Source organism: Hydrogenivirga okinawensis (assembly GCF_055385515.1).
In genome coordinates, this window is sequence record NZ_AP042386.1 from 1,602,315 (window position 1) to 1,623,028 (window position 20,714).

The following is a 20,714-nucleotide window of genomic DNA, read 5'->3' on the forward strand; positions in this document are numbered from 1 at the left end:
ATAACTCCTCATGGATATAAACCCTGAACTCCTCGAGAGGTGGGACAAGGAACACTTCTGGCATCCCTTCACCCAGATGAAGGTATACAGGGAGGAGGAGAACCTGATCTTCGAAAGGGGAGAGGGTGTTTACCTCTACGACATCCATGGAAAGAGGTATATAGACGCCATATCCTCCCTGTGGTGTAACGTTCACGGACACAACCATCCCAAGCTCAACAACGCCCTTATGAAACAGCTCTGTAAGGTAGCCCACACGACGACCCTCGGAAGTTCGAACGTTCCTGCCATACTCTTGGCAAAGAAGCTTACGGAGATAGCTCCGGAAGGACTCAACAAAGTCTTCTACTCCGAGGACGGAGCTGAGGCAGTGGAGATAGCCCTCAAGATGGCTTACCACTACTGGAGGAATAAGGGAGAGGAGAGGAAGGTCTTCCTAACCCTCTCGGAAGCCTACCATGGGGACACCATAGGAGCGGTCAGCGTTGGAGGCATAGACCTCTTCCACGGGACCTATAAGGATCTTCTCTTCGAGACAATAAGGTTACCTTCTCCCTACCTTTACTGCAAGGAGGAGCACGGCGGGCTCTCGGATACATGTCTAAGGGATCTTCTTATAAAGTTAGAGGAGCTGCTCAGAGCACGTAAGGACGTGGTGGCAGTGGTTTTGGAAAGTGGAATTCAGGCGGCAGCGGGGATGCTCCCCTATCCGAAAGGCTTTATGAAAGGTGTTAGGGAGCTTACAAAGAGGTTCAACACCCTCCTCATAGTGGACGAGGTTGCCACAGGCTTTGGAAGGACGGGAGCCATGTTCTACTGCGAACAGGAGGGAATAACTCCAGACTTCATGTGCCTTGGTAAGGGAATAACGGGTGGCTACCTTCCCTTAGCGGCTACGCTCACGACCGACGATATATTCGAAGCTTTCTTAGGTGAGTTCGGGGAGGCTAAGCACTTCTACCATGGACACACCTATACCGGGAACAACTTAGCCTGTGCGGTCGCTCTCGCGAACTTGGAGGTGTTCGAAGAGGAGAGAACCCTGGAGAAGTTAAAGCCCAAGATAGATCTTCTTACAGAGAGATTGAAGGAGTTCTGGGGGCTCGATCACGTAGGGGACGTTCGCCAGCTCGGTTTTATGGCAGGGATAGAGCTCGTCAAGGATAAGGATAAGGGAGAGCCCTTCCCTTACGGGGAGAGGACGGGTTTTAAGGTGGCTTATAAATGTAGAGAGAAGGGAGTATTTCTGAGACCCTTGGGGGACGTCATGGTCCTTATGATGCCTCTCGTGATCTCCGAGGAGGAGATAAACTACGTTATCGATACTTTGAAGTGGGCTATAGGGACCCTCGGTTAGCGCTGAGCATCTGCTCCTCGTAATAGCCAAGCCAGAGGGCGTCTCTTGGAACTTTCCTGAACTCCTCTTCTGTTTCCACATGGGTAAACACCACCGCCGAGCTGGTGATTTCCTCGAACATAAGTATTAAAGTTTCTATAGCTTCCTGCGACAAACAGGCAACCTCTTTTATGGAGAGCTTTACGTATTCTGGAGAGAACTTCTTTATAACTTCGTAATCTTCAGGGGTTAGTTTTGTCCCCGAAAAACTCAACGGCGCTGGGAAATCGTATCTAACGCTGCTTAGCGTTTCTTCTATGTCCCTCGGATACCTATCCAGATACTCCTTCAACTCGTCCATCCTGAGCTCGACTATAGCTATGAAGGGTATCTCCTCGGACTCTCTAAAGAGTTCCTTCAGTCGTTCTTTTTCCTCTACAACGGTGGCAAGGTTTACGTTTAGAAAGAGTAAGAAACCATCCTTTCTGTTCCTCACCATCAATATGTTCCTATGAAGGTTTACAAGATCCTCTTTGGGAGGGAAGAAACGGGCCTCCATTCCAAAGAATATCTCATAACCTATGCGCTTTACACCTTTGTAAACACCCATCAACCTTATACCCATTCTCCCTGCTCCCTGTGTTTAAGAGCTAACCTTAAATATAAGCGCCTTCTTTGAACGGTCTAAACTTTTAAAATTCTTATATGCTTCCCTATATTCTCATCCTTGCCGTGGTTTTCCTTTACTTCCATAACCTTGGACTAAATCAAGTCTGGCAACCAAACGAAGCCTTCTATGCGGATGCTTCTAAGAACATGCTGAAAACAGGGGACTTTCTCACTCCGATCTACAACGGAGAGCTCAGGCTAAATAAGCCTCCTATGACGTACTGGCTAACGGCTTTAAGCTTTCTCCTTTTCGGTATAAACGAGTTCGCCCTTCGGTTTTTTCAGGCTATCGCCGGTCTTGGCACCGGCCTCATAACCTACCTTTTCGGAAGGAAATTCGGGAAAGAAGAGACAGCTCTTTATTCCTTCTTAGCCCTTACCCTCTCCTTTCAGTTTATAGCCAACGCCCGCTACACCTCCCCGGAGGTGCTCTTTACCTTCTTCATAACCCTCTCCCTTTACCTCTGGTATCTTAGCTACGAAAGGAAGGACAACCTGCTCTTCTTCCTCGCCCTCACCGCCTCTACCTTCGCAGTTCTCACTAAGGGTCCGGCTGGCTTCGCCCTCCCCGCCGCCGTTATCTTTATATATCTACTTATCACCGATCCAAAGGAGCTACTCAAGGTCAGGTATTACATCGGAACCCTTTACGTTGTCCTGACCGGAGGATGGTGGTTCCTCTATCAGTACCTCGTAAACAGGGAGGAGTTTCTCGAGGTATTTTTGAAGGAGAATATAAAGAGGATCTACGCCCTTCAGAAGGATCCCATTTACTTCTACGCTCTTGACATAAACGTTTCCTTCCTCCCCTACTCTTTTATATTCTACGCTGCCCTTTTCTGGACACTGAAAAACAGAAAGAGAGAGCTCCTATTCCCCTTAGTATGGTTCTTCACCATCTTCGTCCTCTTTTCCCTTGTCAAGATGAAGATCCCCGTCTACATAATGCCCGCTTTCCCCGCGATGGCTATAGTAACCGGAAAATTCCTCGCCGAAGGAGAGTGGCGGAAGGTTCTTGTCCCTTCATCCATCTTCCTGAGTCTCCTGATGATCCTCGCCGTTTGGATAGGAGCGTTCATGTTTGAGGTAAGCGTTCCCTACCTTTTGTTAATCACTATTCTCACCGCACTATTTCTCCTTAAAAAAAGCTTCGAACTCTCCCCTGCGGTGGCAGGCTTCGGGTTGCTTCTGTACCTGTCTTCGGTACTGCTTTCCTCCGTGGAAGCTCACAGACCCTACAGGGATATAGGGAACAGGATCAAAGAAATGGATCTCTCTGGAGATCTCAGAACCTACGAGCTCGGAGCCTTCCACCACAATCTCCCCTTCTACGCCGACAGGGTGATTATCAGGAACGCGAGACCTGAAGATATAAAACCCCCCGCGATAATCCTGGTCAAGGACGGACTTTTAGAGTGCGAGCCCGTGGGAAGGTGGAGGATATACAGGGGTTCGGAGTCGAGGTTTTTTAAGTTCCTCACGGACATAAAGAGAGGCAGGAGGTTTGATGATTTTAAGCTTTGCATTCTCGGACTCAAGATGTAAAATCTATAACCATGTTTGAGCAGGAACTCTTAGAGAGGCTCAGCGAACACATAAACTACTTTCCGAGGAAGGAGCAGGCAATACTCCTTTGCCTCCATGAAATACAGGATCATTACGGATACATACCTCAGGAGAGCCTGAGACCCTTAGCAGACCTTCTTGACCTTCCCCTAAATCACGTTGAGCAGGTCGTCGCCTTCTACGATATGTTCGACAGGGAGACACCTGCCAAGTACAGGATAAGGGTGTGCGTGAGCGTGGTCTGCCACTTCATGGGTAAGCGTAAGCTCCTGGAGGCTCTCGAGAGGATTTTGAAGATAAAGCCGGGAGAGGTTACACCCGACGGGAAGTTCAAGATAGTTCCCGTCCAGTGTCTCGGTGCCTGTTCTGAAGCGCCAGTTTTCATGGTGAACGAGGACACCTACAAATTTGAAGGAGAGGAGAAGTTAAATGAGATCCTATCCCGCTATACCTGAGATATACGCTGAGACCGCTTTAAATATGCTCCTCAGAAGGGCTAAGAAGCCCAGAGTCCATACCATAGAGGAATACCTCAAGGACGGAGGGTATCAGGCTCTCGAGAAGGCTTTCAACATGTCCCCGGAGGAGATAATAGACTGGGTAGAGAAGAGTACCCTCAGAGGCAGAGGAGGTGCGGGATTTCCGACGGGAACCAAGTGGAAGTTCGCGGTTCAGAACCCTACCCCCAGATACTTCATCTGCAACGCTGACGAATCCGAGCCGGGAACCTTCAAGGACAGGATACTAATAGAAAGGGACCCTCACCTGCTTATAGAGGGGATGATCATCTCCTCTTACGCTATCGGAGCTAATGAAGCTTTCATATACATAAGGGGAGAGTATTCCGCCGGATACTACATACTTAGGGACGCCATCGAGGAAGCTAAGAGGAAGGGATTTCTCGGGAAGAACATCCTCGGCTCAGGCTTCGACTTAGAGATATACGTCGCCCGCGGTGCGGGAGCCTACATCTGCGGCGAGGAAACGGCATTGATAGAGTCCCTCGAAGGGAAGAGGGGACATCCGAGGCTCAAGCCTCCCTATCCCGTTCAGGTGGGTCTGTGGGGAAGACCGACGGTGGTAAACAACGTGGAGACTATCTGTAACGTCCCCTTCATAATCAGCATGGGATGGGAGGAGTACAGGTACATAGGACCGAGCGATTACGCTGGACCCAAGCTCTTCCCCGTAAGTGGGAAGGTTAAAAAGCCCGGTGTTTACGAACTTCCCATGAATACAACCCTAAGGGAGGTTATATACAAGTACGCGGGAGGAACTTTGGGGAACAGGAGAGTAAAAGCGGTCTTCTCCGGTGCCCTAGACTGCTTCTCCGCAGAGGAGCTTGACATGCCGATGGACTACTCACCCTTCGGGTTCGGAGGGACGGGAACGGTTATAGTTTTCACCGAAGAGGACGATATAGTGGAAGCATGCCTTCAGGTGGCAAAGTTCTACGAGCACGAGACCTGCGGTCAGTGCACTCCTTGCAGGGTCGGATGCCACGAGCAGGCTTACCTCTTAGAAAACATCTTCAGAGGCGAAGCTTCCGAGAGGGATTGGGAAGGGTTCATCTTTGTCAACAAGTACATCCAACCCACCTCTATCTGTGGTCTCGGTGCAGTTGCGGGAAGGTTGATTAAACAGGCTATGGAGAAGTTTCCCGAGGAGTTCGAGAGTTACAGGAAGAGGCTCGCTAAGGCTATCTAACCATATCCACGCCGAGACTTCCCACAATCGAGAAGATTGTAACGAGTAGAGACGTCTTCAGAAACCACTCCACGTTACTCAGGAAGTTGGGATATATACCCAGAGTGTAGAGTGTGATCGAGGAGACCACGAAGGCTATCAGGAAACTCGTTACCAACCTCAAGGGAAGCAAGCCCCCTATATCCTCCGTTTCCCACCTCTGGAGACGGGAGTACTTTATAAAGAAGTAAACCGCCACCAGGGCTCCGAGCATAATTATAGAAACCCTCAGCAGGGAGAGCTTCTGGGATATCTCCCATATCTCTTCGGTCATCGATATAGGCAGCGCTACTATGAAGGCTCCCAGAACCTGTTGAATGAAGTCGTCTATACCGAACCTGTCCGGTTTCTCGGATCTTTCCATACGGGTTTTCATACTCTCTATGTCCTTCTTTAAATCCTTGAGGCTGTCCTCCATACGTTCCAATCTTTTCCTGTCCTCCATCGGAGTGAGTTATTATAAAGGAGTGCTCTACGAGCTCATAGCCACAGGCTTCTATGTGGGCAGGATAAACTTCGCTCCGGGAACCTTGGGGACGTTACTCGGAATACCTCTCGTTTACCTCGTCTCCTTCAATCTCTGGACCATTCTCATGGCGATAGCCGTTCTCTTCGTAGCCGGTCTAATAGCTTCCAACGAAGTCATCAGGATAACAGGAGAGCCTGACCCCGAGGAGGTAGTAATTGATGAGATAGTAGGATACCTCGCCTGCTTTATTCTTGTAAGCCCGAATCTGAAAACCTACATCCTCGCCTTCGTTCTATTCAGACTTCTCGACATATTCAAGCCCTTCCCAGTGAACCTCTTTGAGAAACTCCCCGGAGCTTACGGCGTGATGTTAGACGATCTTATAGCCGGAATCCTTACCTCCTTTATCCTCTACCTGCTGCTCCTTTGATGCTCGGGCTTATAATAAACTTCCTATGAGAAGGCGTCCCGTTCTCGTAGTGAACTTCGGCTCTCAGTATGTCCAACTCATAGCGAGAAGGGTCAGAGAGCTTGGCGTTTACAGCGAGATAGTCCACTGGGACACGGACATAGAGGAGATAAGATCGAAGGAACCCTACGGGATAATCTTCTCTGGTGGTCCTGCCTCCGTTTATGCAGAGGGAGCCCCTCTCCCTCCCGAGGAGATATACGATCTGGATGTTCCCATACTCGGTATATGCTACGGGCTTCAGGTGATAGCCTATCAGCTCGGAGGTAAGGTTGAGAAATCGGAAAAGCAGGAGTACGGAAGGGCGAGGCTGAAGATCGTAAAGAGAGATCCTATCTTCGAAGGAGTCCCTACAGAGTTTGACGTCTGGATGTCTCACGCGGACAAGGTCTCTCAGCTTCCGGAGGGCTTTGAAACCCTCGCCGTTTCTGAGAACTCCCCCCACGCCGTAATAGCAAGCGGAGATAAAAGGATTTACGGCTTCCAGTTTCACCCGGAGGTTGTTCACACGACCTACGGGAAAGAGCTCTTGGCTAACTTCCTTTACAGGATATGCAAAGCTCAAAGAAACTGGGAGATGGGGGACTTTATAGAGGAGAAGATAAAGGAAATAAGGGAAACGGTGAGGGACTCCAAGGTTATAGCTGCTCTCTCCGGGGGTGTGGACTCTACAGTAGCCTCCGTTCTGGTTCACAGAGCTATCGGCGATAGGCTTCACTGCTTCTTCATAGACCACGGGCTTCTGAGACTCGGTGAGAGGGAGGAGGTGGAGAGAAGCTTAAGATCGTTGGGTCTTCCCCTAACCGTCGTGGACGCGAGCGAGCTCTTTTTGGAGAGACTCAAAGGCATTGAGGATCCTGAAGAGAAGAGGAGGATAATCGGAAACACCTTCATAGAGGTCTTCGAAAGGGAGGCGAAGAAGGTAGAGGGAGCCGAGTTCCTTTTGCAGGGAACGCTCTACCCCGATGTGGTTGAAAGTGCGGGTATAAAGGGTGCAGCTAAGATAAAGACCCACCACAACGTTGGGGGACTGCCTGAGAGGATGCACCTGAGGCTCTTAGAACCCTTCAGAGAACTCTTTAAGGATGAGGTGAGGAAGATCGGGAAGCTCCTCGGAGTTCCCAAGGAGATACTCGGCAGACATCCTTTCCCTGGTCCCGGTCTCGCCATAAGGATTATCGGAGAGGTAAACAGGGAAGATCTTGAGATACTGAGGAGGGCGGATCACATATTCATAGAAGAGCTGAAGAAAAATGGCTTTTACGATCGGGTGTGGCAGGCTTTCGCCGTCCTCCTCCCGATAAGATCCGTTGGGGTTATGGGAGACGTGAGAACCTACGAAAAGGTTATCGCTCTCAGGGCTGTGGAGAGCACCGACGGTATGACCGCCGACTGGTACAGATTCCCTTACGACTTCTTAGACCACGTTATGAGAAGGATAATAAATGAGGTAAGGGGGGTAGGAAGGGTAGTTTACGACGTATCTTCCAAACCCCCCTCTACTATCGAGTGGGAGTAATCACTTAGGAGGACACTTAGGAGACCTCGGTCTGTCCTTGAACTTGAGATCCCATTCGAGTGCTTCTTTTACCGCCTCGTTCTTCTCTTCTTCTGTAAGCTCCATCTTGTACTTTAGAACTATCCCTTGAGTAAGTATCCAGGGATCCTCACCGATCTTTTCCTCGTTAAGGTGATATATGGCGGGCCAGTAGAGGGAGTTACCGTAAATCCTTGCCGATATGTCCCACAGGGTATCACACCATCCTACGGTTACCTCTCCGTACTCCGGAGCCTTCTCTTCAGGAGTAGGTGGTGGTGGGGGTGGTGTGTGGAGGGCTTTGTTCGCAATATGTCGATCTAACTTTTCTTTGGCGGATTCGAGAATCCTTCTCGCTTCTCCCAAGAGGCTCTTGCTTTCCCTAAGGTTCTCTTTAGCCTGAACGATGTTCTCCTTAGGTTTTTGAGCTTCCTTCTCAACCTCCTCGAGGGCAGACTTCGTAGCACAGGACTGGTTTACTACAAAGACAGCGGAGAGACCTAAAACAGGAAGGAGAGCTATCAGTTCCCTTCTCATATCTTACCTCCTTACTGTCCGCCGTAGTGGATGCTGGTATCGCTTGCGTGCTCGTCCACCTTCCTGCTTATCTCCTCAGCGAGCTGTTTTATCTCCTGTGCTTCCCTCTTAACCTCTTCCGTTTCCTTCCTGACCTGTTCTGTATCCTTCTTAAGAGCCTCTACCTCTTTCCTCAAAGCCTCTACTTCAGCCTTGGTCGCACAGGATTGGGAGAAAACGGCTACGGCAGCTATTCCAAGTACGGGTAAAAGGGCAGTAAGTCTTTTCATATCAGTTCCCTCCTGTCTTAGTTGTATCGTTTATTATAATACCATTTTTAATGCCCAAGAGAAAAGACATTCGGAAGATCCTAATCGTAGGATCTGGTCCAATAGTCATAGGTCAGGCGGCGGAGTTCGATTACTCAGGAACCCAGGCATGCAAAGCTCTTAAACAAGAAGGTTTCGAGGTAGTTTTGGTGAACTCCAACCCCGCCACGATAATGACCGATCCAGAGATAGCGGACAGAACTTACGTGGAGCCTCTAACGGAGGAGATTCTGGAGGAGATAATAAGGATAGAGAGACCTGACGCGTTACTTCCCACCCTCGGGGGTCAGACAGCCCTGAACCTCTCGGTGAAGCTGTACGAGGAGGGGATTCTACAAAAATACGGTGTGGAGATGATAGGGGCGAACTACGAGGCTATAAAGAAGGGAGAGGATAGGGACCTCTTCAGAGAGGCTATGAAAAACATAGGTCTTAAGGTTCCCGAGAGTGCGGTCGTTTCCTCCGAGGAGGAGGGGCTCGAGGCGGTCAAGGCGATAGGCTTTCCAGTGATCCTGAGACCGGCCTTCACCCTTGGAGGGACGGGAGGTTCTATAGCTTACAATATCGAAGAGTTCAGAGACAAGCTCGCCGTTGCCTTGAAGACATCTCCCATACATCAGGTTCTTCTCGACAGGTCCCTGATAGGCTGGAAGGAGTTTGAGTTTGAGGTCATAAGGGACAAGGCGGACAACGTGATAATAGTCTGCTCCATAGAGAACTTCGATCCTATGGGCGTTCATACGGGCGATTCCATAACGGTGGCACCGGCACAAACCTTGACGGATAAGGAGTATCAGATTCTCAGAGACGCCTCCATAGCGGTGATAAGGGAGATAGGTGTGGATACAGGGGGTTCCAACATCCAGTTCGCTGTAAATCCAGAGAACGGAGACTTCTACGTCATAGAGATGAATCCAAGAGTCTCCCGCTCCTCCGCCTTAGCTTCGAAGGCTACCGGGTTTCCCATAGCTAAAGTCGCCGCAAAGCTCGCCGTAGGCTACACCCTTGACGAACTCAAGAACGACATAACGAGGTTCACACCTGCCTCCTTCGAGCCGTCCATAGACTACGTGGTGGTCAAAATCCCGAGGTTCGACTTCAAGAAGTTTCCGGGAGCGGACACGACCCTCACGACGATGATGAAGTCCGTAGGTGAAGTTATGGCGATAGGGAGAACCTTTAAGGAGGCTCTACTTAAAGCTATAAGGAGCTTGGAGCTCGATAGGTTCGGTCTCGCCTTTCCTAAGCTCGAAGTGAGCGATCAGGATCTTGTAAGGAACATAAGGATCCCAAACGAAGATAGGCTCTGGTACATAGCGGAGGCGATAAGGAGGGGATACTCTATCGATGAGCTCTACGAGTACAGCAAGATAGACAGGTGGTTTCTATACAACGTAGAGGAGATAGTGAGGTTCGAGGAGGAACTAAAGGAGGATCTTACAGAGGATCTCTTAAGGAGAGCGAAGGAGCTCGGCTACTCGGACAGAGAGATAGCCTTAATAAGGGGAGTTGAGGAGCGGGAGGTGAGAGAACTCAGGGGGAGGTTCGGCATAAGACCAAGCTTTAAGGGTGTTGATACCTGTGCCGGCGAGTTCGTAGCCTATACCCCTTACTACTACTCCTCTTATGAGGTTCCCTTTTATTCAGTAGAGGGGGAAAGGATCCTCGACGAAGATTAGGTTATTAGCATATTTTTATAGCTTTTTAAACTATTAAAAATTCTTAACACTTCTACGTCATTTCAGTGCTTTAAATATTGACAGAACGCAGTAAAGCGGGAGGTGAAAAGATGAAGAAGCTCGTACTAGGAGGAATTCTATTGGGATCTTTTTCCTTCGCCCAGCCGGTCTTTATGGACGCCGAATGGGCTAAAGCCTTTTGCGAGGTGTGGAACAACACACCCACACTTGTGAACGAGCTGGGACAGAACAGCGCTTGGAACGAAGTTCCCGAAAGGAAGCTTTTCCTCTACCGGAAGGACTGTGGCAAAGATAAGGTTGTTCAGCTGACGATAAAAAACGAGAACGGGAAGGCTACGTGCGTTTACGGCGGATGGAAGAAGGACGAGAGAACGGACAACGACTTTCTCATGTACGCCGACACCAAGAGATGGCTCGAGATGGGAAGGAAGGAGTACGGTCCGATGAAAGCTATGTTCTTCGGAAGGCTTAAGTTCAAGGGACCTAAAGGTGTTGCTATGAGGAACATGGGACCCTTCGAGGCTTTCCTCGATGCCATAGATGAGGTACAATCCGATACATCGAGATGCCCATAAGGGTTCTTTACAGAGGAAAGGAGATCGAGCTCCCGGAGAAGAGGCTGAAGGCTAAGGAACTTTTGGAGAGGCTCGGTCTTTCCCCCCTCTCCTCCCTCGTTGTGAAGAACGACGAAGTTATATCCGAGGAGGATTACGTTGAGGAGGGTGATAATATTAGGGTTGTAAATGCTATCTCTGGGGGGATTTAGGGGCTTAGACTGGATACTCCTTTTTCTACTTGTCGGTATACAGATATTCGGCGTTATCGGTATATACAGCGCATCCCACAGCGAGGGGATGCCCGTCCTGTTCAAAAAGCATCTTATCTACCTGTTCCTCAGCTGGATACTTATACTCATACTTTCAAGGGAGAAGTTTAGAAATATTCTCGACCTATCCCTATACATTTACCTCTTTAATCTCTTCCTTCTCGTTCTCGTACTGGTTGCGGGAAAGGAGGTCTACGGAGCTAAGAGATGGCTCAGCCTCGGATTCATAAACGTACAACCTTCTGAGTTCATGAAGCTCTCCCTTATACTCTTGAGCGCCTATCTCCTTCCTATAGTGAAGGGTTTAAAGGACAGGAAGGTTCTTCTCCTTCTCTTAGCCCTTTCTATACCTGCGGTGGTTACCTTTAAACAGCCAGACCTGGGGACTACGGCAACTTACTTCGTTCCCCTCTTTGCGATGCTTCTGGCGAGAGGTGTAAAGCTCAGATACTTTATAGCCTTGGGGTTGATCTTCATCGCCTTCCTGCCCTTGATCTGGGATCTTATGAAGGATTATCAGAAAAAAAGAATCTTAGCAGTTATAGATCCCTACTCTGACTACTTGGGTAGCGGTTATCAGCTGATCCAGTCGGTTATAGCGATAGGTTCTGGGGGATTGACGGGAAAAGGGATAATGAAAGGGACTCAGTCCCAGCTTATGTTCTTGCCCGAAGCCCATACGGACTTCATCTTCTCCGTCATCGGGGAGGAACTGGGTTTTATCGGGAGCATCATCCTCACCCTTTTAGTTCTGCTATTTCTATTAAGAATTTTATCCTACACCTACGTTGCCCTGACAGCCTCGGAGAGGCTCTTCGTTGTGGGGGTGTTCTCCCTCTTCCTCTTTCAATACTCGGTTAACATGCTGATGACCCTCGGTCTCTTTCCCGTCGTGGGTATCCCGCTACCCTTCGTGAGCTTCGGAGGCAGTTCCATGATCACCTTCAGCCTCGCTATAGGCATGCTCCTGAGCATTTACAGGGAATACAGGGGAAAGATGCCCGTTCTTGTAAAGGAAGTAAATTATGAGTAATGGTAAAAGGTCTCTACGTTCACATCCCGTTTTGTTCTTACAAGTGTCCCTACTGCGACTTCGTCTCTATCACCGGCGCTTTCCATCACGAAGATTACATCGCTACTATCCTTAAGGAAGCACGGTTCTACCACGACACCGAAAGAAAGATAGAAACTCTATACTTCGGAGGAGGAACACCGACCATCTTGGATCCCGAGCTAATAGCTAAGCTCATAGACTCTCTCGACAGGATACTTGACCTTTCGGGAGTTCAGGAGATAACCGTGGAGTGCAACCCAGAAACTTACAGACGGGAGGAGTTCAGGAGGATAAGGGAGGCGGGGGTAAACAGGCTCAGTATCGGGGTGCAGAGCTTCTTAGAGAAGGGGCTGAGGGCTCTCGGTAGGAGGCACGGTATTGAGGACTCAATAAGGGCTTACTCTGAAGCAAGGGAGGCGGGCTTTGAAAATATAAACATCGATCTCATATACGCCTATCCTGGTCAGAGGGTTGGGGACGTTGAGAAGGAGCTCGAAATGGTAGAACGCCTTAAACCTGAACATCTTTCAGCCTACATGCTCACGTCCTACGAGGGAACCCCCTTAGGTATTCAGATTCTCTCTGGAAAGTTAGAACTACCCTCAGAGGAGGAAATAGCCAAGATCTACGATAGACTTTGGAGAGGACTTAAGGCTCTCGGCTACAGGAGGTACGAGATCTCCAACTGGGCTAAGGAGGGTTACGAGTGCAGGCACAACCTTATCTACTGGAGAATGGAGGAGTTCCTCGGTTTGGGCGTTTCCGCTTGGGGATTTTTGAAGGAGGAGAGATACGGGAACACAAAGAACTTGAAATCCTACATGGGTTCCGTAATGAAGGGAAAGTCGCCGGTGGCGATGAAGATCAGGCTCACCGAGAAAGACAGGTTCGAGGAATTCCTTATGCTCAAGCTTAGGCTGAAGGAAGGGCTTCCTAAGGATACGGTAAGCCTTATACCCGATCATCTTCTTAAATTCTTTGAGGAGGGCGAGAAAGGTATTGGCATAAAGGAGGAGTACATGCTCCTTGCGAACGAAATAATAGCGGAAGTGTTGTTATATAATTCTGATAGGAAGTTTGCGGAGGTAAGAAATGGCTAAGATATACTACGATGCGGACGCTTCCCTCGATCCCCTGAAGGGAAAGAAGGTGGCTATACTCGGCTACGGAAGTCAGGGGCACGCCCACGCCCTCAACCTTAAAGACAGTGGAATTGACGTGGTTATAGGCCTCCCCGAGAGGAGCAGATCGAGGGAGAAGGCTAAGGCAGACGGTTTTGAGGTCATGACCCCTTATGAAGCTTCTAAGGTTGCGGACATAATAATGTTCTTGGTTCCCGATACGGTTCAGCCGGATCTTTACAGGGAAGCCGTTGAAACTAACCTCGATTCATCAAAGACCTTAGCCTTTGCCCATGGCTTCAATATACACTTCAGACAGATAGTTCCTCCAAAAGACGTGGACGTCTTCATGGTAGCCCCCAAGGGTCCCGGACACCTCGTTAGGTGGATGTACGAAGAGGGTAAAGGCGTTCCGGCACTCGTTGCCATACATCAGGACGCTTCGGGAAACTGTCTCGACAAAGCCCTCGCCTACGCCAAAGCGATCGGAGCGACGAGAGCGGGCGTTATAGAGACCACCTTTAAGGAGGAGACGGAGACGGATCTCTTCGGCGAACAGTCCGTTTTATGCGGGGGTGTTACAGCTCTCATAAAGGCGGGATTCGAGACCCTCGTCGAGGCGGGGTACCAGCCTGAAGTGGCATACTTCGAGTGCCTTCACGAGCTCAAGCTCATAGTGGATCTCATCTACCAGTATGGAATATCGGGCATGAGGTATTCCATCTCTGACACAGCCAAGTACGGAGATGTGACGCGAGGGGAGAGAATATACGAGAGGGTAAAGCCCCTTATGGAGGAGATACTTAAAGAGATCCAGAAGGGAGAATTTGCAAGGGAGTGGGTCTTAGAGAATAAAGCTGGAAGACCTGTCTACCATGCCCTCTTGGAGAGAGACAGGGAACACCTTATAGAGAAGGTGGGTGAGGAGCTCAGGAAGATGATGCCCTGGATAACGGGCAAGGAGCTGAAATGAACCTGACCAGCAAGAGGGAAAACCTTAAGAAACTCTATGTCCCCTTGGGGCTCGCCTTGGCAAGGACGGGGATACACCCGAACCTGATAACTCTTATTTCCCTCTTTCTCGGAACGCTCTCCGCTTACTTCTTCTATCATGAGAAGGTTCTAACAGCCACGGGCTTTCTCGTTCTTTCGGGACTTTTCGATCTGATGGACGGGGTCGTGGCGAGGGAGACGGAGAGAGCTTCCAAGTTCGGTGCGGTCTTCGACTGGATAGCGGACAAGTGGGTGGACGGCTTCGTTCTCGGAGCGGTGGGGTTTGCCTTTGCCTCACCCTTCGTAGCTGTCACGGCGGTAACGGTCTCTATGCTCCACTCCTTCATAAAACCCGTCGCCTACGCCGAAATAGGTTTTTCTGAGAGGGTCAAGGGTAAGATCTTGGACCCCTTAGAAGGAGTGGGTTTCTTCGGAAGACCCGAGACCCACATAACTCTGATAATCTTTGCACTCCTTGAGAGAGCCCACTTCCCCTTGGGGCTTAACTTCGGTATAAAGCTCATAGCTCTCCTCACCCTCTTCTCCCTCCTCACGAGGGTTATCTACCTTTACAAGAACTATGGAAGGGAGTACGAATAATGAAGAGACCCTACGTGATAATCGTCTCCGAAGTCAGCATCGACGGGAAGCTGACTCTATACAGAGGTGCCTCCTCCAAGGAGTTGATGAGCCTTATGGATGAGGAGGCTTACAGGTACCTCCACGAGATAAGGGCGAAGGTGGACGGGATAATGGTGGGATGTGAAACCGTTAGAACGGACAATCCGAGTTTAACGGTCAGATACGTCGAAGGGAAGAATCCAACAAGGATAATCCCCTGTTCCACGGCCAACGTTCCTTTGGACGCCAACGTCCTCAACACCGAAGAGGCTCCTACGATCATAGTTACTACCAGCAGGGCTCCTCAGGAGAGGGTTGAGAGGATTAAGGAGAAGGGAGCGAAGGTGATCTATGCCGGGGACGAGCTTGTAGACTTCGACCTACTCCTTCCCCAGCTCTACGATATGGGGATAAAGACCCTGATGGTGGAGGGTGGTGCTTCTATCAACTGGGAGTTCATAAGGAGGAGGGTTGTGGACGAGATAAGGATAATACACCTGCCGGTAATCGTGGGAGGAGAGAACGTTCCTACCCTCGTCGGCGGTGAGGGATTTAAGAAGCTCAAGGACATACTCCACCTGAGACTGAGATCCCACTTCAAGAGGGGTAACCAGCTAATTACCGAGTGGGAGGTCGCAAGGTAGTAATACTACTCGTCCTCTCCTTCTTCTTGGTCCTCTCGGGCTACGTGGTCTCAACCCTTCAATCTTCGGGCTCAGCGGAGAGGTTTGTAAGGGAAGTGTACGCAAAGGAGCAAGCATACCACGCACTTTCCTCTTTAATCCCCTACATACTTCAGGAACTCAGGAGAGAGGATAACAGTGTGGACACCCTTTTAGATCCCTGGGCTCTCCCCTTCGAAGTGGAGACTGAAAAGGGTAAGCTCGAGGTGGTCATTTACGACGAAGATAGGTTTGTGAGTCTGAACCACCTGAAGGATAAAACCCAGAGGGAGATCATGGAGCGGCTCCTTGGGCTCTTGGAGATAAGTCCCGGATACGTGGGCAGGATGCTCGCATGGACAGGTGTGGAAACCTCGAGCTTCGATACCAAATACCCCATAAAGAGAGCCCCCTTCGACTCTCCCGAAGAGCTTAGATACCTCGGTATGTCCCAGGAAGATCTGTACGGAAGAACTGTCGGAGACGTGACCTACCCTGGATTACTCAGCCTCGTGAGCGCCTACTCTTCGGGAAAGATAAATGTAAACACCGCTCCCAAGTATGTCCTTATGGCTCTCGATCCAAGAATAGACGGAACTGTGGCGGACAGGATAATAGAGTACAGGAGTTCTAAGCCCTTTAAGAAGGTTCAGGATCTCGTCCTTGTAGAGGGGGTTACCCTCGATATCCTGTACAGGATACAGAACTACATAGACGTAAAGAGCAGGAACTTCAGGATAAAGGCTACGATCAGAACGGGGGATGTGGAAACGACCTTGGAGCTCGTTTACGACAGAGGAGCGAATAAAATTCTCTACAAGAGGATCTACTGATGGGAGAGTTCCTTTACGAAGGTCTCAGAGAAGGTAAGAGGATAAGGGGGAAAATCTCCGGAGAGAGCAGGAGGGAGGTGATCTCGAAGCTAAGGGATCAGGGTGTTGTTCCCCTCAGTGTTGAGGAGGTGAGCGAGAAAAGACCCTTCTGGAAGAGGGAGTTTCACCTGAGAAAGCCCTCCGAAGAGGAACTCGCCTTCATACTAACCCAGCTCTCCGTACTCTTGGAGTCGGGTTTATCCCTCGCAAGATCCTTGGAGCTCGTCGCTTCCCAGACGGAGGATTCGAGAATATCGAGCGCCCTCCTACAGATAAAGGGGGACGTAGAGAGGGGTGAAAGCCTGTCCTCAGCCTTCAGGAGGAGCGGGCTCTTCCCAGAGTTCCTTCCCCAGATGCTCACAGCAGCCGAAACAGGGGAAAACTTGGAGAGGATCTTCGAGATAGCCGGCAGGCACTTGGAAACTGTGGCGGACATGAAGTCGAAGATAATCAGCTCAGTTACCTATCCGTCTATCGTTATAGGCTTCAGTGTGGTAGCTCTTTTCGTGGCGATCAAGTTCGTTGTCCCTCGTATAGCCAAGGTATTGGAGAGCTTTGGAAGGGAGCTTCCTTTCATAACTAAGGGGATCATCTTCCTGTCAGACCTCATGACTCTGCTCCTCTACCTCTCCCCGCTACTACTTCTACTCTTTATCTATCGGGAAAGGATCATCGGAAAGGAGCGATTGGATAAGTTTCTCCTCAAACTCCCCGGCATTGGAAAAATTTTATTCGCTTTTGATCTCTCGAGGTTCGCTTACACCCTTTACATGACCCTCTCGGCGGCAGTCCCCATAACTTCAGCCTTTAGGATAGCGCTCGGGAGTATGGGAAACAGCTATGTAAGGGGAAGAGTGGAAGAGCTCACCGAGGAGATAGAGAGAGGAAGGAGTCTCTCGTGGGTCCTTAAAAGGTCCGGTATTTTCCCTCCTCTCTTTATAAACCTTGTCGAGACGGGCGAGGCGAGCGGAGAGCTTGAGAGGATGCTCAATCTCCTTGCGGAGATGTACAGAAGGGAAGCCCTAAGAAGCATAAACTTATGGGTAAGGATGATAGAGCCTGTTTCTATCCTCGTTATAGGAGTCGTAGTGGGAATAATAGTGGTGAGCGTCCTCCTGCCACTTACAGAGATAACCTCGGGAATAGGGAGGTAAAAATGGTTAAAAAGTTAAACCATCCCGTACTGATTCACAAACTCAGCAGGATAAGGGATCTCTCCACCCCAAGAGGCGACTTGATAGGTTTGCTCGAAGATATCGCCTCATTCATGGTTTACGAGGTCCTCTCGGATATGGAGCTCCTGCCGAGGGAGGTGGAGATATGGATAGGTAAGAGGGAGTTCGAGTTTATCGATGAGAAGAGTGTTGTCTTCGTTCCGATACTGAGAGCCGGGCTCCCCATGTTGGAGGGCGCGCTCAGGGTCGTTCCCAACGCGAACGTCGGTTTCTTAGCCATGAAGAGGGACGAGGAGACCTTGGAGTCGAAGATATACTACTCGAGGCTACCAAAGATAGAGGGTAAGAGGGTTGTAATCCTTGACCCTATGCTCGCAACGGGAGGAACGCTTGAGAAGGCTATCGAGGAGGTGAGGAGGTTCGGACCCCACGATACGGTGAGCGTTCATATAGTCTGCGCTCCCGAGGGTATAGAGAGGATAGAGAAGGCCTATCCGGATCACAGGCTCTTTACCGTCAGCGTAGATGAGGGACTCAATTCCAAGGGCTACATAGTTCCTGGTCTTGGAGATATGGGAGACAGGCTCTACTCTTAGCTCAGAAGCTGTAGAATAGCGTCAGAGACACTATACGGCGGACGGATTCGGGTTGGAGAACGTAACCTCCGTCGAAGGGCTTCGGATTCGATCTCCTGAACTTTATGTAAGAGAAGGATAACTCCATCCCGAAGGGATTTCTGCGGAAGCCAAGACCTAAATCGTAGGAAGGACCCCTCTTAGGTCTGAGCTCTGGAACACCAGCTATATTTGCTTGCATCCTCGCGTTCCTGAACATGAAACCGTACCTTGCAAAGGCGTAAACAGGATCCCACTCCAGTTTAACTCCGGGTGCTATCAGATCGTAAAACCATAACTCTTTGTATCCTATAGCCTTAGAAGTGGATCTTATATCCCTGAGCCACAGCTCTGCTCTGTACAGGAGGTCGAGTTCTACGGCGGGCCTATCCCCGAAACTCTTAAAGACACCGAAGTAGAAGCTCGATCCCGTGTAGCGGCTGTCTGTCTTTACGGGATCTCCCCCCTGAGTTTGTCCGTCGTACTCTACGCTCCCTCCGTATATATCCAACCCCGCCTTTAGGAAACTTATCTCCCCTCTAATACCGGCGGCGAAGATAGGACCCTCCTCCTCGAGCAATTTCTCACCGTTTTCAAACTCTTCCCAGATCATATACCTGGGTGACAGGTAGATTTCGATGGAAAAACATAAAGTCATTGTTGCAAAGAGACCGAGCAAAATCCTCATCTGTTCAATTATACAGACCCTTTATTCTCCTCACTGCCTCTCTTACCTCCTCCTCGTTGTTCAAAAGACCGAAGGAGAAGCGAACCATTCGGATAGATTCCTCGGCGGTGAAACCCATCTTCAGGAGATGTTGGTTAGGCAGGACCTCTCCAGAAGTGCAAGCTGAACCAGAAGAACACATTACGCCGACCTCAGATAGTCTCTGTACTATCTCCCACCCCGATAACTTAGGCATTATTACGGCAGATATGGAGGGATTCCTCTCGGCTTCCTTTCCTACGATCTTAGCGTCCGGAAGTTCCTCGAGGAGAAGCTCTTCAAAAAGGTCTCTGAGTTTCTTCAGACTTTTTACATTTTCTTCAAACTTAGAATAGACGACCTCAAGAGCCTTCCCCATCGCTAATATGCCCGTCAGGTTCTCGGTCCCCGATCTCTTCCCTCTCTCCTGACCTCCGCCCACGAGCAAAGGTTCATATAGAGAACCTTCCGAAACGAAGGTAAAACCCACACCCTTGGGAGCATGGAGTTTGTGTCCCGAAAAGGTGGCGTAGGAAACGTTTCTAAGATCTACGGGAACCTTTCCTATTGCCTGAACAGCATCTGAAAGAAAGGGGACCCCCTTAGAGGTGCATATCTTGGCTATCTCTTCCACCGGCTGAACCGTTCCAAACTCGTTACTAACGTACATGACGCATACGAGGAGCGTATCTTTATCTACCAGCTTCTCAAGCTCTTCGAGATCGATCACTCCCTCCTTATTAACCGGGACCTCCCTCATCTCTACATCTCTTCCTCCCCAGAGCTTTACCGCCTCACTCACCGATTTGTGCTCTATCGCGGATAAAACCACGTTACCCCTTTTCCCCTTCAGAACGCTCGCTAAGACCGTGTTGTTCCCCTCCGTGGCGCAGGAGGTAAAAACCAGTTCATCAGAACTAACTTTGAGAGTTTTTGCTATCTTTCCCCTCACATCCTCTATCAGCCCCTTTACTTCCTTACCAACCGCGTGAGGGCTTGATGGATTACCAAAGGTATCGAGGGATTCGCACAAGAACTTCTTGACCTCCGGCAGGAGAGGCGTGGTAGCCGCGTTGTCCAAGTAAATTCTTTTCATGTTCAGGTCTGGCGGGAGAGGGAGGGAATCGAACCCTCCGGAGATCCCTCTGCGGGACCTCCCGCTGGATTTGAAGTCCAGGGGCGGCACCAGCCTACCAACCTCTCCCTACTCCTCTACCTTCGAACAATCTACATCCTCGTTGATTATAACTTCTCTGATAACCGGGAGAACCTCGTCCGCCCTCTTTAAGCTCATGGTCTCTTCAGGCTTAGTAGCCCTTATCTTAGCTATCCAGGAGCTGTAGGGTTTCCTGTTTATGATCTCAGGATCCTCTAAAACCTTTTTGTTTACCTCTACCACTTCACCCGAAAGGGGCGTGGGGAACGTAGCTATCCTCTTTCCAGCCTCCACGGTAGCGAGATTGTCGTCGAACTCTAACTTTGTTCCTACGGGCTTAACCCTTATGGAGTAGAGAGGATAGGAGAGGGCGGCCAGCACCGATGCCATCCCCACCGAATAGACTCCCTTTTCCTCCTCCTTCACCCACTGAAAGAGCATTCTGTGTGGTTCTACCCTGTAAAGTCTGTCGTCCCACAGGGAACATCCTAAAACTTCCAGCTTCTTCCCCATCGCAAACTTCGAGTTTAACAGAGCGAGGAGGAAGATAGATTTAAGAAAGTCCCTCCTCTTCATT

Annotated in this window: 24 protein-coding genes and 1 tRNA gene; 17 read left to right on the top strand and 8 right to left on the bottom strand. The window is 49.9% G+C overall.

Annotated features, from left to right (window positions below; translation table 11 throughout):
• Window positions 1-10 precede the first annotated feature (10 nt).
• Window positions 11-1,357 carry an adenosylmethionine--8-amino-7-oxononanoate transaminase gene (bioA, locus tag ACZ483_RS09170; protein WP_464323872.1) on the top strand — a complete coding sequence of 449 codons (1,347 nt, stop codon included), beginning with the start codon at window positions 11-13 and terminating at the stop codon, window positions 1,355-1,357.
• Here bioA and ACZ483_RS09175 read toward each other — a convergent pair.
• Window positions 1,338-1,961: a hypothetical protein gene (locus ACZ483_RS09175; protein WP_464323873.1), complete on the bottom strand. Its 624-nt coding sequence runs from the start codon at window positions 1,959-1,961 to the stop codon at window positions 1,338-1,340. The genes bioA and ACZ483_RS09175 overlap by 20 nt on opposite strands.
• A gap of 80 nt (window positions 1,962-2,041) precedes the next feature.
• On the opposite strand from ACZ483_RS09175, the gene ACZ483_RS09180 reads away from it, so the two are divergent.
• From ACZ483_RS09180 to nuoF, 3 genes are read left to right on the top strand one after another with little or no spacing between them, the layout of a single operon-like run.
• Window positions 2,042-3,550 carry an ArnT family glycosyltransferase gene (locus ACZ483_RS09180; protein WP_464323874.1) on the top strand — a complete coding sequence of 503 codons (1,509 nt, stop codon included), beginning with the start codon at window positions 2,042-2,044 and terminating at the stop codon, window positions 3,548-3,550.
• An 11-nt stretch (window positions 3,551-3,561) separates the two neighbouring features.
• Window positions 3,562-4,026 carry an NADH-quinone oxidoreductase subunit NuoE gene (gene nuoE / locus ACZ483_RS09185; RefSeq protein ID WP_464323875.1) on the top strand — a complete coding sequence of 155 codons (465 nt, stop codon included), beginning with the start codon at window positions 3,562-3,564 and terminating at the stop codon, window positions 4,024-4,026.
• Window positions 4,001-5,278, top strand: a complete 1,278-nt coding sequence (gene nuoF / locus ACZ483_RS09190; protein ID WP_464323876.1) for an NADH-quinone oxidoreductase subunit NuoF — start codon at window positions 4,001-4,003, stop codon at window positions 5,276-5,278. Before nuoE ends, nuoF begins: the two co-directional genes overlap by 26 nt.
• Here nuoF and ACZ483_RS09195 read toward each other — a convergent pair.
• Window positions 5,271-5,735 (bottom strand): DUF2391 family protein, encoded by a 465-nt coding sequence (locus tag ACZ483_RS09195; RefSeq protein WP_464323877.1) that lies wholly within the window; start codon window positions 5,733-5,735, stop codon window positions 5,271-5,273. The genes nuoF and ACZ483_RS09195 overlap by 8 nt on opposite strands.
• Before the next feature lie 49 nt (window positions 5,736-5,784).
• On the opposite strand from ACZ483_RS09195, the gene ACZ483_RS09200 reads away from it, so the two are divergent.
• Both ACZ483_RS09200 and guaA read left to right on the top strand, forming a co-directional pair.
• Window positions 5,785-6,216: a phosphatidylglycerophosphatase A family protein gene (locus tag ACZ483_RS09200; protein WP_464323878.1), complete on the top strand. Its 432-nt coding sequence runs from the start codon at window positions 5,785-5,787 to the stop codon at window positions 6,214-6,216.
• Between the two features lie 25 nt (window positions 6,217-6,241).
• Window positions 6,242-7,774: a glutamine-hydrolyzing GMP synthase gene (gene guaA / locus ACZ483_RS09205; RefSeq protein ID WP_464323879.1), complete on the top strand. Its 1,533-nt coding sequence runs from the start codon at window positions 6,242-6,244 to the stop codon at window positions 7,772-7,774.
• On the opposite strand, the gene ACZ483_RS09210 is transcribed toward guaA, so the two are convergent.
• Window positions 7,775-8,329: a LysM peptidoglycan-binding domain-containing protein gene (locus tag ACZ483_RS09210; protein WP_464323880.1), complete on the bottom strand. Its 555-nt coding sequence runs from the start codon at window positions 8,327-8,329 to the stop codon at window positions 7,775-7,777. It abuts the gene before it with no gap.
• Between the two features lie 11 nt (window positions 8,330-8,340).
• Entirely contained in the window at window positions 8,341-8,598 is a 258-nt protein-coding gene (locus tag ACZ483_RS09215; RefSeq protein ID WP_464323881.1) for a hypothetical protein, read from the bottom strand.
• Window positions 8,599-8,648: 50 nt separating this feature from the next.
• Between ACZ483_RS09215 and carB the strand changes: the two genes are divergently transcribed.
• The 11 genes from carB to upp all read left to right on the top strand — a co-directional run bounded on the left by carB (window position 8,649) and on the right by upp (window position 18,257).
• A complete protein-coding gene (gene carB, locus ACZ483_RS09220) occupies window positions 8,649-10,316 on the top strand; it encodes a carbamoyl-phosphate synthase large subunit (protein ID WP_464323882.1) in 1,668 nt (555 codons plus the stop codon).
• Window positions 10,317-10,426: 110 nt separating this feature from the next.
• Entirely contained in the window at window positions 10,427-10,912 is a 486-nt protein-coding gene (locus ACZ483_RS09225) for an SCP2 sterol-binding domain-containing protein (RefSeq protein ID WP_464323883.1), read from the top strand.
• A complete protein-coding gene (locus ACZ483_RS09230; protein ID WP_464323884.1) occupies window positions 10,903-11,103 on the top strand; it encodes a MoaD/ThiS family protein in 201 nt (66 codons plus the stop codon). Before ACZ483_RS09225 ends, ACZ483_RS09230 begins: the two co-directional genes overlap by 10 nt.
• Window positions 11,081-12,196, top strand: coding sequence for a rod shape-determining protein RodA (gene rodA / locus ACZ483_RS09235; RefSeq protein ID WP_464323885.1), 1,116 nt, complete (start codon window positions 11,081-11,083; stop codon window positions 12,194-12,196). The genes ACZ483_RS09230 and rodA overlap by 23 nt, the downstream gene beginning before the upstream one ends.
• Window positions 12,196-13,317, top strand: a complete 1,122-nt coding sequence (hemW, locus tag ACZ483_RS09240) for a radical SAM family heme chaperone HemW (protein ID WP_464323886.1) — start codon at window positions 12,196-12,198, stop codon at window positions 13,315-13,317. Before rodA ends, hemW begins: the two co-directional genes overlap by 1 nt.
• Window positions 13,310-14,311 (top strand): ketol-acid reductoisomerase, encoded by a 1,002-nt coding sequence (gene ilvC / locus ACZ483_RS09245; RefSeq protein ID WP_464323887.1) that lies wholly within the window; start codon window positions 13,310-13,312, stop codon window positions 14,309-14,311. The genes hemW and ilvC overlap by 8 nt, the downstream gene beginning before the upstream one ends.
• A complete protein-coding gene (locus ACZ483_RS09250) occupies window positions 14,308-14,931 on the top strand; it encodes a CDP-alcohol phosphatidyltransferase family protein (protein ID WP_464323888.1) in 624 nt (207 codons plus the stop codon). The genes ilvC and ACZ483_RS09250 overlap by 4 nt, the downstream gene beginning before the upstream one ends.
• Window positions 14,931-15,596 (top strand): dihydrofolate reductase family protein, encoded by a 666-nt coding sequence (locus ACZ483_RS09255; protein WP_464323889.1) that lies wholly within the window; start codon window positions 14,931-14,933, stop codon window positions 15,594-15,596. The genes ACZ483_RS09250 and ACZ483_RS09255 overlap by 1 nt, the downstream gene beginning before the upstream one ends.
• On the top strand, window positions 15,578-16,447 hold the full coding sequence (locus tag ACZ483_RS09260; protein WP_464323890.1) for a type II secretion system minor pseudopilin: 870 nt from the start codon (window positions 15,578-15,580) through the stop codon (window positions 16,445-16,447). Before ACZ483_RS09255 ends, ACZ483_RS09260 begins: the two co-directional genes overlap by 19 nt.
• Window positions 16,447-17,640 (top strand): type II secretion system F family protein, encoded by a 1,194-nt coding sequence (locus ACZ483_RS09265; RefSeq protein ID WP_464323891.1) that lies wholly within the window; start codon window positions 16,447-16,449, stop codon window positions 17,638-17,640. The genes ACZ483_RS09260 and ACZ483_RS09265 overlap by 1 nt, the downstream gene beginning before the upstream one ends.
• 2 nt (window positions 17,641-17,642) lie before the next feature.
• Window positions 17,643-18,257: a uracil phosphoribosyltransferase gene (gene upp, locus ACZ483_RS09270; RefSeq protein ID WP_464323892.1), complete on the top strand. Its 615-nt coding sequence runs from the start codon at window positions 17,643-17,645 to the stop codon at window positions 18,255-18,257.
• A 1-nt stretch (window position 18,258) separates the two neighbouring features.
• Here upp and ACZ483_RS09275 read toward each other — a convergent pair whose 3' ends face one another.
• The 4 genes from ACZ483_RS09275 to ACZ483_RS09290 all read right to left on the bottom strand — a co-directional run bounded on the left by ACZ483_RS09275 (window position 18,259) and on the right by ACZ483_RS09290 (window position 20,713).
• Window positions 18,259-18,963: a hypothetical protein gene (locus ACZ483_RS09275; RefSeq protein ID WP_464323893.1), complete on the bottom strand. Its 705-nt coding sequence runs from the start codon at window positions 18,961-18,963 to the stop codon at window positions 18,259-18,261.
• A 4-nt stretch (window positions 18,964-18,967) separates the two neighbouring features.
• On the bottom strand, window positions 18,968-20,077 hold the full coding sequence (locus ACZ483_RS09280; protein ID WP_464323894.1) for a cysteine desulfurase family protein: 1,110 nt from the start codon (window positions 20,075-20,077) through the stop codon (window positions 18,968-18,970).
• A 9-nt stretch (window positions 20,078-20,086) separates the two neighbouring features.
• Window positions 20,087-20,186, bottom strand: a tRNA-Sec gene (locus ACZ483_RS09285).
• Window positions 20,186-20,713 carry a biotin/lipoyl attachment domain-containing protein gene (locus ACZ483_RS09290; RefSeq protein WP_464323895.1) on the bottom strand — a complete coding sequence of 176 codons (528 nt, stop codon included), beginning with the start codon at window positions 20,711-20,713 and terminating at the stop codon, window positions 20,186-20,188. Before ACZ483_RS09290 ends, ACZ483_RS09285 begins: the two co-directional genes overlap by 1 nt.
• Between the last annotated feature and the right edge of the window lies 1 nt (window position 20,714).

Coding starts and splice junctions, on each gene's coding strand:
- hemW (WP_464323886.1), top strand. CDS start 12,196: ATGGTAAAAGGTCTCTACGTTCACATCCCGTTTTGTTCTTACAAGTGT.
- ACZ483_RS09225 (WP_464323883.1), top strand. CDS start 10,427: ATGAAGAAGCTCGTACTAGGAGGAATTCTATTGGGATCTTTTTCCTTC.
- ACZ483_RS09255 (WP_464323889.1), top strand. CDS start 14,931: ATGAAGAGACCCTACGTGATAATCGTCTCCGAAGTCAGCATCGACGGG.
- rodA (WP_464323885.1), top strand. CDS start 11,081: ATGCTATCTCTGGGGGGATTTAGGGGCTTAGACTGGATACTCCTTTTT.
- nuoF (WP_464323876.1), top strand. CDS start 4,001: ATGAGATCCTATCCCGCTATACCTGAGATATACGCTGAGACCGCTTTA.
- ACZ483_RS09210 (WP_464323880.1), bottom strand. CDS start 8,329: ATGAGAAGGGAACTGATAGCTCTCCTTCCTGTTTTAGGTCTCTCCGCT.
- ACZ483_RS09290 (WP_464323895.1), bottom strand. CDS start 20,713: ATGAAGAGGAGGGACTTTCTTAAATCTATCTTCCTCCTCGCTCTGTTA.
- ACZ483_RS09280 (WP_464323894.1), bottom strand. CDS start 20,077: ATGAAAAGAATTTACTTGGACAACGCGGCTACCACGCCTCTCCTGCCG.
- ACZ483_RS09230 (WP_464323884.1), top strand. CDS start 10,903: ATGCCCATAAGGGTTCTTTACAGAGGAAAGGAGATCGAGCTCCCGGAG.
- ACZ483_RS09195 (WP_464323877.1), bottom strand. CDS start 5,735: ATGGAGGACAGCCTCAAGGATTTAAAGAAGGACATAGAGAGTATGAAA.
- guaA (WP_464323879.1), top strand. CDS start 6,242: ATGAGAAGGCGTCCCGTTCTCGTAGTGAACTTCGGCTCTCAGTATGTC.
- ilvC (WP_464323887.1), top strand. CDS start 13,310: ATGGCTAAGATATACTACGATGCGGACGCTTCCCTCGATCCCCTGAAG.
- nuoE (WP_464323875.1), top strand. CDS start 3,562: ATGTTTGAGCAGGAACTCTTAGAGAGGCTCAGCGAACACATAAACTAC.
- ACZ483_RS09215 (WP_464323881.1), bottom strand. CDS start 8,598: ATGAAAAGACTTACTGCCCTTTTACCCGTACTTGGAATAGCTGCCGTA.
- carB (WP_464323882.1), top strand. CDS start 8,649: ATGCCCAAGAGAAAAGACATTCGGAAGATCCTAATCGTAGGATCTGGT.
- ACZ483_RS09275 (WP_464323893.1), bottom strand. CDS start 18,963: ATGAGGATTTTGCTCGGTCTCTTTGCAACAATGACTTTATGTTTTTCC.
- ACZ483_RS09175 (WP_464323873.1), bottom strand. CDS start 1,961: ATGGGTATAAGGTTGATGGGTGTTTACAAAGGTGTAAAGCGCATAGGT.
- ACZ483_RS09250 (WP_464323888.1), top strand. CDS start 14,308: ATGAACCTGACCAGCAAGAGGGAAAACCTTAAGAAACTCTATGTCCCC.
- ACZ483_RS09265 (WP_464323891.1), top strand. CDS start 16,447: ATGGGAGAGTTCCTTTACGAAGGTCTCAGAGAAGGTAAGAGGATAAGG.
- bioA (WP_464323872.1), top strand. CDS start 11: ATGGATATAAACCCTGAACTCCTCGAGAGGTGGGACAAGGAACACTTC.
- ACZ483_RS09180 (WP_464323874.1), top strand. CDS start 2,042: ATGCTTCCCTATATTCTCATCCTTGCCGTGGTTTTCCTTTACTTCCAT.
- upp (WP_464323892.1), top strand. CDS start 17,643: ATGGTTAAAAAGTTAAACCATCCCGTACTGATTCACAAACTCAGCAGG.